The sequence below is a fragment of the Neptuniibacter sp. PT8_73 genome (assembly GCF_047778045.1).
Lineage (GTDB): Bacteria > Pseudomonadota > Gammaproteobacteria > Pseudomonadales > Balneatricaceae > Neptuniibacter.
This window is the reverse complement of sequence record NZ_CP180545.1, coordinates 3,247,075-3,263,812: the sequence shown is the minus strand read 5'-3', so window position 1 is coordinate 3,263,812 and position 16,738 is coordinate 3,247,075. Positions and strand designations below refer to the sequence as shown.

At 46.4% G+C, this 16,738-nt stretch carries 15 protein-coding genes; 7 read left to right on the top strand and 8 right to left on the bottom strand.

Annotation, left to right across the window (positions count from 1 at the left end):
- Positions 1 to 7: 7 nt before the first annotated feature.
- Positions 8 to 1,183 carry an acetyl-CoA C-acyltransferase FadA gene (gene fadA / locus ACMXYN_RS14810; protein WP_415892500.1) on the top strand — a complete coding sequence of 392 codons (1,176 nt, stop codon included), beginning with the start codon at positions 8 to 10 and terminating at the stop codon, positions 1,181 to 1,183.
- Positions 1,184 to 1,351: 168 nt separating this feature from the next.
- Here the strand turns inward: fadA and ACMXYN_RS14805 are convergent, their stop codons facing one another.
- The 3 genes from ACMXYN_RS14805 to ACMXYN_RS14795 all read right to left on the bottom strand — a co-directional run bounded on the left by ACMXYN_RS14805 (position 1,352) and on the right by ACMXYN_RS14795 (position 3,971).
- Positions 1,352 to 2,095, bottom strand: a complete 744-nt coding sequence (locus ACMXYN_RS14805; RefSeq protein ID WP_415892499.1) for an SDR family oxidoreductase — start codon at positions 2,093 to 2,095, stop codon at positions 1,352 to 1,354.
- Between the two features lie 111 nt (positions 2,096 to 2,206).
- Positions 2,207 to 2,590 carry a hypothetical protein gene (locus ACMXYN_RS14800; RefSeq protein WP_415892498.1) on the bottom strand — a complete coding sequence of 128 codons (384 nt, stop codon included), beginning with the start codon at positions 2,588 to 2,590 and terminating at the stop codon, positions 2,207 to 2,209.
- 208 nt (positions 2,591 to 2,798) lie between these two features.
- Positions 2,799 to 3,971: a PilT/PilU family type 4a pilus ATPase gene (locus ACMXYN_RS14795; protein WP_415892496.1), complete on the bottom strand. Its 1,173-nt coding sequence runs from the start codon at positions 3,969 to 3,971 to the stop codon at positions 2,799 to 2,801.
- Between the two features lie 151 nt (positions 3,972 to 4,122).
- Between ACMXYN_RS14795 and ACMXYN_RS14790 the strand changes: the two genes are divergently transcribed.
- The 4 genes from ACMXYN_RS14790 (at position 4,123) to ACMXYN_RS14775 (ending at position 7,672) form a co-directional block, all read left to right on the top strand.
- Positions 4,123 to 4,776, top strand: coding sequence for a DUF1826 domain-containing protein (locus ACMXYN_RS14790; protein ID WP_415892494.1), 654 nt, complete (start codon positions 4,123 to 4,125; stop codon positions 4,774 to 4,776).
- A gap of 115 nt (positions 4,777 to 4,891) precedes the next feature.
- A complete protein-coding gene (locus ACMXYN_RS14785) occupies positions 4,892 to 6,022 on the top strand; it encodes a hypothetical protein (RefSeq protein ID WP_415892492.1) in 1,131 nt (376 codons plus the stop codon).
- Positions 6,003 to 6,902 carry a metal ABC transporter substrate-binding protein gene (locus tag ACMXYN_RS14780; protein ID WP_415892491.1) on the top strand — a complete coding sequence of 300 codons (900 nt, stop codon included), beginning with the start codon at positions 6,003 to 6,005 and terminating at the stop codon, positions 6,900 to 6,902. The genes ACMXYN_RS14785 and ACMXYN_RS14780 overlap by 20 nt, the downstream gene beginning before the upstream one ends.
- Positions 6,902 to 7,672, top strand: a complete 771-nt coding sequence (locus tag ACMXYN_RS14775) for a metal ABC transporter permease (RefSeq protein WP_415892489.1) — start codon at positions 6,902 to 6,904, stop codon at positions 7,670 to 7,672. Before ACMXYN_RS14780 ends, ACMXYN_RS14775 begins: the two co-directional genes overlap by 1 nt.
- Positions 7,673 to 7,721: 49 nt before the next feature.
- Here ACMXYN_RS14775 and ACMXYN_RS14770 read toward each other — a convergent pair whose 3' ends face one another.
- The 5 genes from ACMXYN_RS14770 to ACMXYN_RS14750 form a co-directional block, all read right to left on the bottom strand.
- Positions 7,722 to 9,089: a PepSY domain-containing protein gene (locus ACMXYN_RS14770; RefSeq protein WP_415892487.1), complete on the bottom strand. Its 1,368-nt coding sequence runs from the start codon at positions 9,087 to 9,089 to the stop codon at positions 7,722 to 7,724.
- Between the two features lie 62 nt (positions 9,090 to 9,151).
- Positions 9,152 to 11,257 (bottom strand): TonB-dependent receptor, encoded by a 2,106-nt coding sequence (locus tag ACMXYN_RS14765; RefSeq protein WP_415892486.1) that lies wholly within the window; start codon positions 11,255 to 11,257, stop codon positions 9,152 to 9,154.
- Between the two features lie 164 nt (positions 11,258 to 11,421).
- The gene (locus ACMXYN_RS14760; RefSeq protein ID WP_415892485.1) at positions 11,422 to 12,087 is read right to left on the bottom strand and encodes a YkgJ family cysteine cluster protein; all 666 of its coding nucleotides are present in this window, start codon (positions 12,085 to 12,087) and stop codon (positions 11,422 to 11,424) included.
- An 83-nt stretch (positions 12,088 to 12,170) separates the two neighbouring features.
- Positions 12,171 to 12,938: an alpha/beta fold hydrolase gene (locus ACMXYN_RS14755; protein ID WP_415892483.1), complete on the bottom strand. Its 768-nt coding sequence runs from the start codon at positions 12,936 to 12,938 to the stop codon at positions 12,171 to 12,173.
- Positions 12,939 to 12,948: 10 nt separating this feature from the next.
- Positions 12,949 to 13,557, bottom strand: a complete 609-nt coding sequence (locus tag ACMXYN_RS14750; protein WP_415892482.1) for a TetR/AcrR family transcriptional regulator — start codon at positions 13,555 to 13,557, stop codon at positions 12,949 to 12,951.
- 122 nt (positions 13,558 to 13,679) lie between these two features.
- Here ACMXYN_RS14750 and ACMXYN_RS14745 point away from each other — a divergent pair, with 122 nt between their 5' ends.
- Together ACMXYN_RS14745 and ACMXYN_RS14740 are read left to right on the top strand one after the other, a co-directional pair.
- Positions 13,680 to 14,525 (top strand): crotonase/enoyl-CoA hydratase family protein, encoded by an 846-nt coding sequence (locus ACMXYN_RS14745; RefSeq protein WP_415892481.1) that lies wholly within the window; start codon positions 13,680 to 13,682, stop codon positions 14,523 to 14,525.
- Between the two features lie 60 nt (positions 14,526 to 14,585).
- The gene (locus ACMXYN_RS14740) at positions 14,586 to 16,610 is read left to right on the top strand and encodes an FAD-dependent oxidoreductase (protein ID WP_415894504.1); all 2,025 of its coding nucleotides are present in this window, start codon (positions 14,586 to 14,588) and stop codon (positions 16,608 to 16,610) included.
- The last annotated feature ends 128 nt before the right edge of the window (positions 16,611 to 16,738 follow it).

Here is a 16,738-nt window from a genome sequence, read left to right as displayed (position 1 = left end):
AAAGATCATGAACTTGAAACCAAATGATGTAGTCATCGTTGACGGTGTTCGTACCCCGATGGGTAAATCGAAAAATGGCTCGTTCCGAAATGTTCGTGCCGAAGCGCTATCAGCTGCGGTCATCAAAGCACTGTTAGAGCGTAACTCAGCGCTAAACCCTGCAGACATCGAAGATGTGATGTGGGGCTGTGTTAACCAAACGAAAGAACAGGGCTTCAATATCGGCCGAAATGCTGCACTGCTAGCAGGTCTACCTCATACGGTGGCGGCGCAAACGATCAACCGCTTATGTGGTTCGTCTATGGCAGCACTGCATGCAGCAGCCCAAGGCATCATGACCGGCAATGGCGATATCTTTATTGCGGGTGGTGTGGAGCATATGGGCCACGTATCTATCATGCACGGTGTTGATATCAATGCTGAGATGTCCAAAAAAGTTGCTAAAGCGGCGATGATGATGGGCGTAACAGCAGAGATGCTAGGTAAGATGAACGGCATCAACCGTCAAATGCAGGATGAGTTTGCAGCGCGCTCTCACCGTCTAGCGCATCAAGCACATCTGGATGGCCTATGGGATAGCGAAATTATCGCGGTCGAAGGTCATGATGAAAATGGCTTTAAGTCGCTAGTCGAAGCGGATGAAGTTATCCGTCCAGAGACTACAGCTGAAACACTGGGCGCGCTTAAGCCGGTGTTCGTACCGAAGGTCGGTACTGTAACCGCAGGTTCTTCTTCTGCATTCTCCGACGGTGCATCTGCACTACTGATGATGTCGGCGGCTAAAGCAGAAGAACTAGGCCTTACGCCACGTGCTCGTATTGTCAGCATGGCGGTAGCCGGTTGTGATCCATCGATCATGGGTTATGGCCCAGTTCCTGCCACTCAGAAAGCACTGAAGCGCGCAGGTCTTAGCATCGATGATATCGACTATGTCGAGCTTAACGAAGCCTTCGCAGCGCAGGGTCTATCTGTACTAAAAGGGCTGAAACTGCTCGATCAGATGGAAGATAAAGTAAACCTAAAAGGTGGTGCGATTGCCCTTGGTCATCCACTTGGCTGTTCTGGCTCGCGTATCACTAACACTCTAATGAACGTGCTAGAACAACAGGACGGAACCTTAGGTCTAGCGACCATGTGTATAGGCATGGGACAGGGGATCTCTACCGTGATTGAAAGGGTGTGATCCACCCGCATTTCTTCTTCGCGACTTCACTCTAAGCTATATCTTGCCCCGCTTTTAGCGGGGCTTTTTTATTTTAAGGGCAGTAGAAAACCGCTTAAATCGGGGTGGGGCGGTTAAAGGCCGTTTTGCATAAGAGGTTATGGTTCCAATGAGATAGTAAGAGGAGCCTTATCTTCCTCCAGATACATCGTAGAGAGCCCCGCATACATAACTCGATTTTTCACTGATCAACCATAAAATAAGCTCTGCTACTTCGTCAGCGGTTCCGACGCGGTCCATGGGAACAGAAGTAGATAACCTCTCTGCTCTTTCTGCATCACCCGTATGGGAGTGCATATCTGTATCGATTAGTCCTGGGCGGACTGCATTCACTCTAATTCCTTGCTTCGCAACTTCTTTTGCAAGGCCTACAGTCAATGTATCAATCGCACCCTTCGAAGCTGCGTATTCGATGAATTCGTTAGGGGAGCCTAGGCTTGCTGCCATCGAAGATAGATTCACAATGCAGCCGCCGTTACCACCATGTTGATGACTCATTCGTTTAACGGCTTCTCTGGCACAAAGGAAGCTACCAAATACGTTAATTGAAAAGGTTTTGTTAAGCTGGTCTAGACAGGTGGATTCAAAGTTATGGATCTTGGATATGATGCCAGCGCTGTTTATGAGAGCATCGAGAGAACCGATTTTATCTACCTGATTGAAAAGGTAATTAACACCTTCTTCGGTAGAAATGTCTGATTGAACTATGTAGGCAGTACCGCCGTTCTCCATGATCTCATTTTTGATTGCCGTAGCGGCTTGCTCGCTATTACGGTAATTGATGACTACGTCATAGCCAGTTTTAGCTATTAGTTTGGCGGCAGCGGCTCCGATGCCAGAACTGCCTCCAGTAATAAGCGCTAGTTTTTTCATCTACTGAATCCATTGTAATGACGCGTGGCGTTGTGAGACTGCGGCATCCTGAAAAGGTCGGCACAGTTAAATCCCTAAGTGGTTAATATGTAATGGATATTAAAACTCAAGCTAGCTCCTAGCCAGCAATTCTTTCGCTTCTTTATCTGTTAACCCTTCACCTACATGCAGCTTAACTTTAAACGCGCCTGCACCTAAACCAAGTTCAGTAAAAATGCGTTTTTCAACTTCGCAAAGTCCGCCTTCAATCATATCGATCGGGTGGATAAGCATTTGAGCACTCTTTTTCATAAAGCCGCTTGGCATAGCGCCTTTTACGAGCTCTTTCAGCACAGGCTCAGCGGCGGAAAACTGGCCGACTAACAGTCTGTCTGTGGTGAAAGGCTGCGCTGGAGTAGCGATCTTCCAAGTACCGTTTTCTGTTAGGTTTTTGATCTCAAACTTGTTCTTTCGAACTTTTAGATATAGGTCGGCGACAAACAATTTTTTGAGCATGAAGAGAACCTGATGGCTTTAAGAGTCCAATGAAAATCATCATATGACAATTTTCTCGACAGATCAGTTGTTCATTTTTAGGGAGGTTTGGACAAAGCTATGAAAGCGTTAGTTGGTTAAAGGTCTGTGATAGTTAAGCCCCAAAAGGGGCTTTAATCTGTTTTTAGCCGGTCTTCTCTGCCTTATCTCGCTCAAGTCTGGTTTTTAATCAAACCTCTTCGTCTTCATCCAATAGCTTTATCCCAGCCAGTGGATTGTCTTCATCGAAGGACTGCTTTTCTGGCTCAGGAGATGCATCGGTTTTTTCAGCTTTTTCATCTACAACCGCAAGGTTCATGCGAAGACGCATATCGTTTGCCGAGTCAGCATTAACAATAGCTTGGTCTTGCGTGATCTTACCTTCGTCAAAGAGTTTGAATAGGGAGTCATCAAAGGTTTGCATGCCGGTGGTATCAGAACCTTTAGACATAACTTCTTTGATCCCTTTTACATCTCCTTTCATGATCAGCTCTTGGATACTGGAAGTGCCTAGAAGTATTTCAATGGCAGCACAGCGTTTACCTTCAATGGTTGGAATCAGGCGCTGAGAAACCACGGCTTTTAGGTTAAGCGCGAGGTCATGGAAGATCTGTTTATGCCGCGCTTGTGGGAAGAAGTTAATAATTCGATCAATCGCTTGGTTAGCGTTGTTGGCATGTAGTGTCGAGATAGCTAAGTGACCTGTTTCTGCATAGGTCAGGCACTGCTCCATCGTTTCCTGATCTCGGATCTCACCGATCAAAATTACATCAGGCGCTTGGCGCAGGGCATTTTTTAGAGCGCTGTGGAAGTTACGGGTATCAACCCCGACTTCACGCTGATTGATCAGTGATTTACGGTGGTTGTGGACAAACTCGATTGGGTCTTCAATGGTGATGATATGACCGCCGCTATTACGGTTACGGTGATCAATCAGTGCAGCAAGAGATGTTGATTTACCCGAACCTGTCGCACCAACAAACAGTACTAAGCCGCGTTTCTCCATAATCACATCTTTAAGGACCGGAGGTAGCCCTAAGTCTTCCATTTTGGGAATATCAGCTTTGATATTACGCGCGACTAGTGAGTACTGGTTACGTTGTTTAAAGATATTGATTCGGTAGCGAGCCACTTTAGGGATGGAGTAAGCGAGATTCATCTCTAGTTCTTCTTCGAAGGTGGCGCGTTGCTGCTCATCCATTAAGGAGTTTGCGATTGCTTCAATCTCACCGGGTTTATAAGGCTCTTTACTTAATGGCGTTAATTTACCTTCGAACTTTGCACAGGGTGGAGCGCCGGTAGTTAGGTAAAGGTCGGAGCCGTCACGTTTCGCCAAAATCGTAAGGTAATCCTTAAATTCCATAGGTGTCTGATCCTTATAATGTACAGAGGATTTATGTGGATATAGGACAAAGTCTAGTGGAAGAAAAACGGGGCGTCATCTTGAAATATTTTTTCTGAGTTATGTTATATGGTAACATTTCGCGCTTTGCTGTTGATTGAAGGTATGGGCTGTGGCGCAGGAAGCTCTAAAAATTGAATCTGAGATGAGATTTGTCCAAGGGGTTACTCCCGAGGTTCTAACTCAGATTTATGATCAAGATGTACACCTCTGTAATTTTCAAAGGGAATTGTCACTTGATGTGACGGGCTATTGCGAAGCGTTGCTGCAAACCGAGCATCTAAATATCAGAGCTGTTATTCAAGCCGATGATCCTTCAGCAGTTTTAAATAATCTATTACCAGAGCACTCAGGTAAGTCTGAATTTATCGAAGATCTAGCTTTGATCATCGACATGTATGCTTGCTTGTTTGAGTTGGATGAAGTGGGTTTGCGCTTACAGGTTTTGGACCGCGCGATGTGCCCTCGATTCCATACAGATAAGTTAGGTTGCCGTTTGGTAAGTACTTACGCTGGTCAAGGGACTGAGTGGTTGGAAGACCCTTTGTTAGATCGGTCGAAATTAGGTGCGGGTAATGGTGGTTTGTCTGACGACAAGTCAGGCCTATACGGTAGTGAAGAACTGATACATCAAGCGCAAGCAGGTGATGTGTTACTGCTCAAGGGTGATGGGTGGTATGGCTTGGATGGAAAGGGTGTTGTACATCGCTCCCCAATGGTTCCTTCTGGGCAAAGTCGATTAGTCGCTACTTTGGATTTTGCATAGTTCACAGCCTGAAGTTGGGTTCTGAGCTGGTCGATCAATCTTCTAATTTAATTTGAAACATAACGAGCAGTTACGTCTGTTTGTTATGATATATTATAATATTTTGAGGTATAAAATGAAAAAACAAGCACTCGCTTTTGCTGTGGCGGCGCTATCTATGCAGGCTTCAGTGGGCCATGCGCTGGAAGTTGGTGTCATTCTAGATGTCTATCACAAATCCGATGATACGGCGTTGAATGGTCGTACTGAAGGTTTTGGTTTGAGTCACAGTGAACTTAGCTTGAGCCAAGATATTGGTGATGTTGCTAAAGCGCAAATGACTTGGATTGCTGAGTGGAATGAAGAAGAGTCTGATCTTGAGCTTGAAGAGCTATACATCCAAAGTACTTCGCTACCGGGTATCAGCCTGACAGCAGGCCGTTTTTTGGCGGATATTGGTTACCTGAATGCTAACCATAGCCACTCTGATAGCTTCAGCGAGCGTCCTCTCATGTACAAAGCGTTCCTTGGCGGTCACTACTACGATGACGGTGTATCTGCGAGCTGGATTGTCCCAACAGATCGTTACTGGCGTGTAAGCGCAGCTGCATTTGGCGGTGATGAGTTAGGCGAAGAAAAATCAGTTAACACTATCGGTACTTGGACGCTGTCTACTGAGTTTGGTGATGACTTCGGTAACAACTCAAGCTGGCAGGCCGGTATAAGTTACATGCGTAACCGTACTCAGGAAGCTGGACACCACGAAGAGGAAGAAGATCACGACCATGAAGAAGAGCATGATCACGATCACGAAGGCCACGCTCATTCCCATGGTGCAGAGTATCAAGGTGAACACCTTTACATTGCGGACCTAGTTTGGAAATGGTCGCCTAACGGTAACAACCGCCAAGAGCAGCTAAAAATTGCAGCTGAATACGCCTATGTAGATGATTTATATGGTGCAGAAGTAAACGACTTCAGTGGTTGGTACCTATCCGGTGTTTATCAGTTTGATGAGAACTGGGCGGCTGGTATCCGTCACGGTCAAGTGGATCTTGCACATGAGCATGAACACGATGGCGAACATGAGTGGGAAGATTCTGAGCTGAAAGAAACTGCAGTGATGGTTAGCTGGTCTCCAACACATACTCAGAAAGTACGCCTTGAATACCGTCACCAAGATGCTGACAACATGGAAGGTGAAGACAACGCGATCACACTTCAATACCAAGTAGGATTTGGCGCGCATGCTGCACACAGCTTCTAAGCTAATTGCAGCGGTTGCGCTGTTAGCTGTTGTTACCCCTGCGCAAGCGCTTACGATTTTTGCCTGCGAGCCTGAGTGGGCGGCGTTAAGCCGTCAACTCGCGCCGGAGGCAAAAGTCTTTAGCGCGACTCATGTCTATCAGGATCCGCATTATATCGAGGCGAGACCTAGCCTAATTGCCAAGTTGGCAAGAGCTGATATCGCTATCTGTAGTGGTGCGAGCTTGGAAGAGGGCTGGATGCCGGCGCTACAAAAACGTGCGTCTAACCGCAAAGTAGCGGACGGTGCCGTAGGCATGCTCTACCTGTCTGAACATGTAGAGACGATTGAAAAACACGAAAAAGAGTTTTTTAGTACTGAGCATGTTCATCCCGAAGGTAACCCTCACTTTCATTTGGACCCCGAACGAGTTCAACAGCTAGCACCAGTTATCAGTAATCGCTTACAGCAGATTGACCCTGATAACAAAGAATCGTACCAACAGGCGTTGGAAGCTTGGCAAGTGCGTTGGCAGGAAAACCTCGTTCGTTGGAAAGCCATGGCTGAGCCATTAAAAGGTATGCCGGTCGTTGTTCAGCATACGAGCTTTAGCTACTTGCTGAATTGGGCTGATATTAAGGTTGTTGCAGACCTTGAGCCTAATCCGGGTGTGCCGCCAACGATGTCGCATCTGCAATCGTTGGTATCTACTGTCGAACAGAAGCGTCCGCAGTTTGTGATCAGCAACTGGTACCAGAACGATAAAGGTGCGCGTTGGTTATCCGAGCAAACGGGTATGGCGCATGCGAATTTGCCAGCGACAGTAGATCTTAAAGGCGAAGTGTCTGATCTGACTAAACTGTTTGATCATCTGCTGCAGCAATTAACGGTGCAGAAGTAATGCAGGCACTGAGTATAGGATTGCCAGCTTTGGTGGCTGGTTTGCTGATTTTGGCTAGCCATGTCCCTTTGGGGCGACAGGTCTTAAAACGAGGGATTGTTTTTATTGACCTTGCCATTGCGCAGTTAGCCGCACTTGGCACTATCTTAGCCACGCAGTGGCACTTTCATGATATCGATCATGATCATGGAGCTCTAATATCAACATTGATGGCAGTACTTTTTTCCCTTCTGGGTGTTGCATTGGTGGCTTGGATCAACCGAAATCTGCCAGACTGGCGTGAGGCTTTTATCGGTTTGATCTATGTGGCTTCCGCATCATTGTTGGTGTTGGTGGTGGCAGGCCAGCCCCAAGGAGGTCAGGCATTAACGCGTACGTTAAGTGGCGATGTTCTCTGGCTTACTTGGGCTGATCTGGTGCCTCTCGGTGTGATGGCTATCTTCATTCAACTGCTGGCGTTATTCAGGCCTCAGAGTTTAGAGCGATTCTTCTACATCGCTTTTGCTGTGACGATTACATTGTCGGTTATGAAAGCGGGCATCTATCTGGTATTTGCTTGCTTGATTGCACCGGCGCTTGCAGCACAAGTAAGAGGTAAATCTGTCGGCTGGGCTTACCTTGTTGGTGTAGTTGGCTTTGTGGTGGGTTTGTTGTTGGCTTGGTCGTTTGACCTTCCTGCGGCGGCTACCATCGTTTTATCGCTGATCCTTACCATGACTTTGGCTTTGGTCATACAGGTTCAGTTTCAAAAAGATAAAGTTTCAGCGTAATAAAAAACGGGCCTTAAAGGCCCGTTTTTTATTTTCTGATGGAACTTAGTTAAGCCACTTCCGTGCAACGAATACGTTGTTTCTTCGTTTGCTTACGTTTACGGCGAGCTTTTAGCCACGTGTAAAGGCCTAACAGCGATGTGCCAGAAATTGCCAAGATAAACAGGCTTATAACTCCATCTCTGCCATCCCGGCCTAGACCATCTGCAAAATGCCATTTATGTAGATAGCTAAAGATCCAGCTGTACACCTTATCTGCGTTATCTACTTTGACAGAAAGCACAGCATCTCGAGTATCGACGTAATAAGTCTTATCGGCATAATCTATAGCGACCACTGGCAGGCGTTTATCAATAAACCCATAGCTATGGTCCTCTTTGAAGCTATTAATAAGACGCTGATCTATCACTTCTGGCTGCTGCCCTTGGGTGTTAGATACGAGTTGTTTTGCGAAGTCGAATGGTCCTTCGGGTAGCTGTTCGCCTGATTGTGCATCTAACCACAGACTGGGTTGCCTCGGTTGCTGAAGTTGCCATACAGCACGCCCTTCCAGTTCATGAAGTTGTGTATTACTGCTGTTAGGGTATTGAGCCTGTATTTGAGCTAAGCCAAAACTAATGTCTGAAAGCGCGAGTGATTGATCGAGAGGAACCCCTCGTATTTCGGGCTCTAGTTTCTCTATAGTTCTAACCATGCCACTGAATACAAACATTAAGAGAGCAGCGGAAATCCCTACACCGGTCCAAGCATGGATCTTCTTTAGTTGAGCATTTTTACGCTGTTTTAGTGGTAAGACTGCAAACAGGTAGAGGCCACTGATACCGATGAAGGTTGAGATCAACATCATGCTGATAAACAGAGCTGTTCTAAGTGGGTTTTCCTGATCGATAAAGGCCCATACATGTAAAAAGTGGAACAAGGTCATAAACAAACGACGAGAATCATCCGTAATTGTCGCAAGGCGGTCCTGACGGATATCCACAAATACACTTAAGTTATCATCCCGCTCGAACGTCACTTCCCATACAGGTAACAATCTGTTGATTGCTGGGTATTGGTGACTAAATTCCGAGATCAATTTGATCTGTTTTATTCCAGCAGTATTTTCTCCACTGTAATGGCGCGCTAACTGTTCTGCGTAGGCTAATTCTATCTCCTGAGCTGGTTTAGCATTCAGGGTTAAAAACTGTGATGGCTCAGAACGTTTTTCCCAACTCTGAATATACCAGTTTTGATCAACCTGAACGGGGCGGAGCCCTGCAACTGTCGTCAGCTGAGACTCTTCTATTAGGGTTTCAATGCTGGGTAGATTGGCTGTCCATTGCGGTTGTGGATAAAAATGCTGCGCCGTCTCCGGAGCAGTTAAACGCATTACCGGATGAAGAAGACCACTTAGCCCAAACAGTAGTAAGGGCACGAGCACCAGCAGCGCAAGCCGCCGGTGCCAAAGGTAAAGTTTTGCTTTCATATCAGTGAGCTCTACCAGTTATATTTCAGGCCGGCTTTAAGGGTGCGGCCTGCACCAGGGTAGAAGCTCTCGCTGCCCCAGCTAAATTCAGTTTGGTAGTTGTATTGGCGATCAAATAGGTTATCCACACGCCCAAATAGCATCAGCTCTTGTGTTAGTTCGTACTGACCTTTCAGGTTGAACAGGGTGTAGCTAGGCGCTTTTAGGGAGTTAGCATCGTCTTTCCAATAGGAACCAATATGGTCGGCTTGTAGTTGAGTTACTAACCCCGGAACAGATACGGGAGTCCAGTTAACAGTTACGCCGACCTTATTGCGTGGAGCACGCATGATCTCGTTGCCAGAGTAGTCAGTGCCGTCGTTTACATAGTCGATAAACTCATGCTTGGAGTGGCTAAGTGCTAGTTTGGTGGACCATGAAGGCGAGAAAACATAACCAAGTTCAAGTTCGATACCTTGATGACGAGTTTCGCCGGCATTGGTGCGGTAGGAATCTCCGTTGTTGTCATCCGCTGATACGATGGCATCGTCGATCGTCATACGATAGATCGAAGCTGAAAGAGATAGATTCTCGCGTTGTAAGCGGTAGCCTAGCTCGACGGTTGTTGATGTTTCCTCTTTAACACCACCAACAAGTGAAGCACTATCACCACTCTTAAGGTTATACATTGTAGAGGCTGTTGGTAGGCGGTTCGCTTGGGCAACGCGGCCATAGAAACCGCTGTTATCATTCAGTGCGTAATGGAAGCCTAGCTTTGGATTCAGGCTGGTAAATTTATCTTTACGGTCAGCTAGTTGGCGGTTACCGAAACCATCGTCATCGGTTTCGGCTAGATGGTTGTCTAATTCGTACTGGTTATAGTCGTAACGTAAACCCGCTTGTACCGTCAGAGCATCACCCAGCATTAAGTTATGTTGAATATATGGAGAGACATTTTTATAGGTAATATCCTGATCGCGGTATTCAAAGTCAGCAGTGTAGCTTACTGGAGGCCCCCAACCGCCTGAGACGGTAATATCAATTGGCTGGTAGCTGATTGTTTCCGACTCAGAGTGTTCCAGATCCACACCAAAGATCGTTTCGTTGCCATTGTCGTGCGCCCAGTTACCTTTAGCTAACAGGCCAAAACTAGTAACGTTGCTGTCAGTCTTAGGCGTATATGAACGCCAAGTCGCAATGTAATCATTAGAGTTATAGCGAGCGTAAGGGATAAAACTCAGCGTTAATTGATCATTTAGCGCGTGAGTTAGCTCAAAGCTCAGGCGAGCAAAATCACTGTCTCGTTCAGGGTTAATAGCCTTAACAGCATCGCTCAAACCGGATTGAGTACGGTCTTTTGCAAGTTCTTCTGCATCTAGGGAGGACGCCATCTCATCGGTCATCGTTGAGACTTGGAACTGTGTTTTTAGTTCCGTATCTTCATCTATTTCCCAAATGTGTTTTGCCAAAATCTCTTGGCGGTCTCGAGCAGTATGATCACGCCAGCCGTTATCTTGGAAAGCTGATGCTGAGATGAGAAATGCTTGGTCTTCAGCAATTTTGTCACTGTGTTGTACTTTAATCTGTGCGTAATCATCTTCACCTGCCAGTACGCTTACGTGGCCTTTGGGTGTGAAGGTCGGTTCTGCACTTAATACGTTGATCGTTGCTGCGACTGCACCCGAGCCGTACAGGGTGGTACCGGCACCTTTGAGTACTTCGATCTGATCTGCACTGGTATTGAAGCTAGACCAACGTAGACCGTTATGGTTGAAGAATGCGCTGGATTGCAGAGGGATGCTGTCTTGCAGGAACAGGTAATAGCCATCGTAATTTAATGGCATACGGATACCGGTGTTATGTGATGAACTGCCAGATAGCTGGTTAATAGTTACACCCGCCATCATTCGAGTGCTGTCTTGAATATGCGCACCTTGATCTAGTTGCAATTGTTTGTCATCAACTGCGCTCACGCTGACAGGTAGTGAGTTACTCTCTTCATCTACACGGCTTGCAGTCACAACCATAGTTGAAGCGACTTCATCTGCAGCAAACACCGTCTGCGGAATGCTAGCAGCAATGACTGCAGCCGCTAGAGTATTAAGGGGGAACTTGATAGAGAGTGATTGTGACTTCATAACCCTGTCCAAACGCTAAAAATTTTGGCGCATGGTAACGATGGCTAAGCGTCTTGAGAATGTGACCAATTGTCGCTGAGGCAAACTGTCGCAGGGCTAAAGTCTTGCTAGAGAAACTACGGTTATAGGCTTTTTCGCAAGTTGAAAGAGGCTTTTGAGAGCGTTTATTTTATTGACTGAAGCGCTTCTAAGAGGGCTGGAATAAACGGCAACTGCTGGTCAGAACCTGTCAGTTTTTTCTGTTTAGCTAGGAGTGCATCGGAAGCTGCTTGATAGATGCGTGATTGCACAGGGTGTTGTTGTATATCGCGGCCATCTTGTACTGAAAGTTCGCAAACATGAGCATCTGGTGAGCTAAACCAGCGACAAGAAAGCGGACGATGGTGATAGATAGAGCAAGCATTTTCCTTATCTAAAAAGGGACAAGGGGCTCTGAATAAAGGCGCTTGTCGTGCAGCGATATTTTGCTCGAGTTTATCTGTTAGTTCTGTCAGTTCAGCAGGTGCTAGCGTGCTTTGTAGATGGTGATTAATATCGCTGATGGTTTGCTGTGGTACTTGAATAGGGAAGTGGCAACAATGATGGCAGCCTTTGCTGCACGCTATCTTAGAATTGTCACCAAAGTTTTGACGAAATGCTTGGCTGGCATCATTTACATACTGCAGAGTGACAGCAACCTCATCAGATGGATTATCTAAGTTCTCAATAGAGCTAAAAATCTGCTTACTTAGATTGCCAAAGAGCGCTTCATATTCAGCCGTCACTTGTTGCAGCTTCTGTGCAACATCAGTGACATCGGCGGTAGAGAAAAAAACATCTGTCTCTGGCATCAATAGGCTCTTTTCTGGGCGTTTAATCTACCTGCAGTATACCTTAACTTGGTCAAGCAACCTTAGCTTCTTTCTGGTTAAGTTTACCTAGCTAATAAGGGCCTTAATAACTCTACAGTTTCATCGGGATACTCAAATGGGAACAGATGACCACCGTTAAAACTGACTAACTCCATATTGGGGAAGTTGCGTTGCCACCATTTAATGTCACCTGCGCCAAACAGATCGCTTTGCTCACCGTAGATAACCGTGCCCGAAACCTGTTTTAGCCACTTGGGGGCATTGAGTAGAACATTGCGGAATATATCGGCTTCAATCTCTGGAGAGATACTTAGTTCCACACCATTGTTGGTCTCTGTTAGACCATGAGTGATGTAGTCATCAAAGCATGCGGGATGGAATGTTCTGAAAAGCTTTTTCTGGCTGAAGTATTCTCGTGCCTGTTCACGGCTCTCAAATTTTGATCGACGTTTAGCAGCTCGCTGTGCCGGAGATACTTTGTCTATCAAGCCCATCTTTTTGATCAGCTTTATCAGGTAACGTTTGCGGCCGTTAAATAGTACGGGATCAAACAATATCACCTGTTTAAACAGCTCGGGTCTGAGTCCTGCGGCAATTAAGGTGACCACAGCGCCAGCAGAATGCCCCATACCGATGACAGCTGTAGCTTGATTTTGCTCAATATCTGCAATCAGCTCTTTGGCATAGTTGGTTAGATCACCATCTAGTGGGTAGTCACCATGGCCCATTTTTTCGATATAGGTCACAGAGTATTCTGGCAGCTGGTTAAATAAATATTGGTAGCTGCTGCCTGGGAAACCATTAGCGTGACTAAATTGGATAGTGGTCATAATTCTAAGCCTACTTAGGGTGATTGATCATCATGCGGACCGTGTTTTTAGCGATATCGTTGATATCTTCACGATTGATGTAGATGCCATCATTAAACAATCGACATAGACCATGGAGTGCGGCCCAGCTCGATTGAGCGATGCGTAAACTCGGTTGTTCAGGGTCAAACAGGTTTTGTTGTTGCAGCTCTTTCACCCAATCCAGCCAAATATGAAAACTGTTTTTGGAAATGGTTTGTAACTCAGGTGTAGGCTCACCTGTTTTCCAAATTTCGCGACCGTACATAAGATCGTAGGTTTCTCGTTCTTCATCAGCAAAGCGGATATAGGTGAGAACGTAATGCTCAAACAGCTCAACTGTAGCTAAATCTTTTTTGCACTCAGTGACCGACTTAACTAACTGATCTTGTTGGTGGAATCCTTGTGCAGCAATGGCACAAAGTAGCTCATTTTTGTCTTTAAAGTGGTGGTAAGGTGCTGTACGAGACACGCCGACTTTATCCGCCAGTTTGCGAATAGATAGGTTATCCACACCGCCTTCAGCGATCAGATCGGTCGCAGCTTTCAGCAGTGAATCTCTTAAATCACCGTGGTGATAGTTCTTCTTTGAATTCGTCATAGCTGAGGAATTTAGCAATCAATCTTGACAGTGTCAAAATTGGTGCGCTATCTTATTTTTATCTTGACGGTGTCTAGTTTGGTTTCTAGATCATTTTTCATTCATAAAAATAAGAGCGATGTATGAGTTACCAGACCTTTTTATTACAGGTTGATCAGCAGATTGCGCACCTCCAGCTAAATCGTCCTGACGCTTGTAATGCCATGAATAAAGCTTTTTGGCAGGAGTTTCCAGAAGCATTAAGAGCACTGGATACTGAAGCTGAGGCGAGAGTCTTAGTTATCTCTTCCCAGGGAAAGCACTTTTCTGCAGGTATGGATCTAGAGATCTTTACTCAACCTGATCCGCAGATGTTTAACGGTGAAGCAGGTCGACGTGCCGAAGCGGTTCGTCGTTTGGTGATGCAACTACAAACCTGTTTTAACCTGCTGGAAGAGATCCGCATGCCGGTGATCAGTGCTGTACAGGGCGGTTGTATTGGCGGCGCTTTAGATCTGGTTTGCGCGACAGATATGCGTTACTGCACCGCCGAGGCTTATTTTACTGTTAAAGAAACCGAATTAGGCATGACTGCAGATCTGGGTACATTGCAGCGTCTGCCTCAATTAATCCCTTCAGGCCTAGCGCGAGAGTTGGCTTATACCGCTCGTAAATTGAGCGCTGATGAGGCGTTAAAAGTAGGGTTTGTGAACCGTGTTTACCCGACTCAAGAGGCTATGCTTGATGATGTGATGGATATTGCCGCTCAGATCGCGTCGCAGTCGCCTTTAGCGGTAACCGGGTGTAAGCAGATGATCAACTATGCCCGGGATCATAGCGTACAAGACAGCCTGAGTTATATGGCGACTTGGCAAGCAGGTATGTTTCAACCAGAGGATATGATGCAAACCTTCAGTGCCAAGATGTCTGGAAAGGCACCGGAATATAAGCCGCTGCGAAAAATAGCGGAGCCGTTTAGCGGCAAATAATAAAGATAAGAATAATAGATGGGCACTTTAGTTTGCCCTTACGACAAGAGTAAAAAGACCATGAGTACAACTCCTTATCCACATCTATTAAAGCCACTGGATTTAGGCTTTACCACTTTAAAAAACCGCGTGCTGATGGGATCTATGCACTTAGGTTTGGAAGAAGCACCAAACGGTTTTGAACGCATGGCTGCTTTTTATGCAGAGCGTGCTCGCGGTGGTGTCGCTTTGATCGTGACCGGTGGTATTGGTCCGAACAAAGAGGGCGCAGTTCATGGTCATGCTGCGCAGTTGGCTACGGCAGAGGATGTGGATAACCACCGTCTGGTAACTGATGCGGTACATAAGGAAGACGGTAAAATCTGTATGCAGATTCTACATACAGGCCGCTATGCTTATAACCCGCAACCGGTTGCGCCTTCGGCTATTCAAGCACCGATCAATCCTTTCCCGCCAAAAGAGTTAAGTGAATCTGATATCGAAAGTCAGATTCAGGATTTTGTGCGCTGTGCATCGCTTGCCAAAGAAGCCGGTTATGACGGCGTAGAGATCATGGGTTCAGAAGGGTATCTACTGAATCAGTTTATCGCCAGCAGAACTAATAAACGTGATGATGAGTGGGGTGGTGAGTACGAGCAACGTATCCGTTTTCCACTGGAAGTTGTTCGTCGTGTTCGTGAAGCCGTAGGTACAGATTTTATTATTATCTATCGCTTATCGATGCTGGATTTAGTGGAAGATGGCAGTAGCTATGATGAGATCATCGCTTTAGGTAAAGCGATCGAAGAAGCTGGCGCGACTATCATCAACACCGGTATTGGCTGGCATGAAGCGCGTATCCCAACCATCGCAACCAAGGTGCCACGTGCCGCGTTTACTTGGGTAACAGCGAAAGTTCGTGAAGCGTTAACTGTGCCAGTGATCACTTCAAACCGAATCAATATGCCGGATGTTGCTGAGGACGTGCTAGCGAGAGGGGATGCCGATATGGTCTCTATGGCACGTCCCTTCTTAGCTGATCCAGAGTTTGTTGTTAAGGCTGAGCAGGATCGCGCAGATGAGATTAATACCTGCATTGGTTGTAACCAAGCGTGCTTAGATCATGTTTTTGTTGGCAAGTTGACCAGCTGTTTAGTTAACCCGCGTGCTTGTCATGAAACCGAACTCGTGATTACCCCTACAGAAAAGCCTAAAAAACTGGCTGTGGTGGGTGCAGGCCCTGCAGGCCTAGCCTTTTCTACGACAGCAGCTAAGCGTGGTCACCAAGTAACGTTGTTTGATGCCAGTTCTGAAGTCGGTGGGCAGTTTAATATCGCCAAGCGCATTCCGGGTAAAGAGGAGTTTTATGAGACTCTGAGATACTTTGCTAGACAGGTCGAGATTACTGGCGTTGAACTCAAACTCAATACACGCGTTGATTCGGCGATGTTGTCAGAAGGTGACTTCGATGAAGTCGTATTGGCGACAGGTATCTCGCCGCGTACACCTGAATTAGAAGGTGTCGAACACGCTAAAGTTCTCTCTTATCTCGATGTGATGAGAGGTGCTGAAGTTGGTCAAAAGGTTGCTGTAATTGGTGCCGGCGGTATTGGCTTTGATATATCTGAGTATCTTATTCATCAGGGCGAATCGACCAGCCAAAATATCACCGCCTTTATGCAGGAATGGGGTGTAGATATGGACCTTAATGCCCGTGGCGGTATTAAGGGTATGAAGCCAAGTTTTGAACCTGCAGCCCGAGAGGTGTACCTGCTGCAGCGTAAAAAAGCTAAGGTGGGTGCCGGCCTTGGTAAAACCACGGGGTGGATTCACCGAGCGGATCTGGCTAAAAAAGGTGTGCGTATGTTGAATAAGTGCGAATACCAAAAAATTGATGATGCCGGTTTGCATGTGCTGGTGGATGGTGAAGCGCAGCTGCTAGAGGTTGATAACGTTATTATTTGTGCAGGGCAGGAGCCATGTCGCGAACTTGCGGATCAGATTGGTAACAAGCCTGTCCACCTGATTGGTGGTGCTGATGTGGCGTCAGAATTAGATGCGAAGCGTGCCATAAATCAGGGAACGCGGTTGGCTGCTGAACTTTGAAATTGAACTCGTTACCGGCCAGATGTGAGTGGGCTTTTACAGACTTTTTGGTCGGTTTTGAGTTTGCTTTATTGATGCTGGTCAAATACATTTTTTTTGCTGAGATTAAACTGAGGGTAGGATAGTAG

What these genes read in the sequence shown, in the direction of transcription:
- fadA (WP_415892500.1), top strand. Translation starts at nt 8, where the DNA reads ATGAACTTGAAACCAAATGATGTAGTCATCGTTGACGGTGTTCGTACC.
- ACMXYN_RS14805 (WP_415892499.1), bottom strand. Translation starts at nt 2,095, where the DNA reads ATGAAAAAACTAGCGCTTATTACTGGAGGCAGTTCTGGCATCGGAGCC.
- ACMXYN_RS14800 (WP_415892498.1), bottom strand. Translation starts at nt 2,590, where the DNA reads ATGCTCAAAAAATTGTTTGTCGCCGACCTATATCTAAAAGTTCGAAAG.
- ACMXYN_RS14795 (WP_415892496.1), bottom strand. Translation starts at nt 3,971, where the DNA reads ATGGAATTTAAGGATTACCTTACGATTTTGGCGAAACGTGACGGCTCC.
- ACMXYN_RS14785 (WP_415892492.1), top strand. Translation starts at nt 4,892, where the DNA reads ATGAAAAAACAAGCACTCGCTTTTGCTGTGGCGGCGCTATCTATGCAG.
- ACMXYN_RS14780 (WP_415892491.1), top strand. Translation starts at nt 6,003, where the DNA reads ATGCTGCACACAGCTTCTAAGCTAATTGCAGCGGTTGCGCTGTTAGCT.
- ACMXYN_RS14775 (WP_415892489.1), top strand. Translation starts at nt 6,902, where the DNA reads ATGCAGGCACTGAGTATAGGATTGCCAGCTTTGGTGGCTGGTTTGCTG.
- ACMXYN_RS14765 (WP_415892486.1), bottom strand. Translation starts at nt 11,257, where the DNA reads ATGAAGTCACAATCACTCTCTATCAAGTTCCCCCTTAATACTCTAGCG.
- ACMXYN_RS14760 (WP_415892485.1), bottom strand. Translation starts at nt 12,087, where the DNA reads ATGCCAGAGACAGATGTTTTTTTCTCTACCGCCGATGTCACTGATGTT.
- ACMXYN_RS14755 (WP_415892483.1), bottom strand. Translation starts at nt 12,938, where the DNA reads ATGACCACTATCCAATTTAGTCACGCTAATGGTTTCCCAGGCAGCAGC.
- ACMXYN_RS14750 (WP_415892482.1), bottom strand. Translation starts at nt 13,557, where the DNA reads ATGACGAATTCAAAGAAGAACTATCACCACGGTGATTTAAGAGATTCA.
- ACMXYN_RS14745 (WP_415892481.1), top strand. Translation starts at nt 13,680, where the DNA reads ATGAGTTACCAGACCTTTTTATTACAGGTTGATCAGCAGATTGCGCAC.
- ACMXYN_RS14740 (WP_415894504.1), top strand. Translation starts at nt 14,586, where the DNA reads ATGAGTACAACTCCTTATCCACATCTATTAAAGCCACTGGATTTAGGC.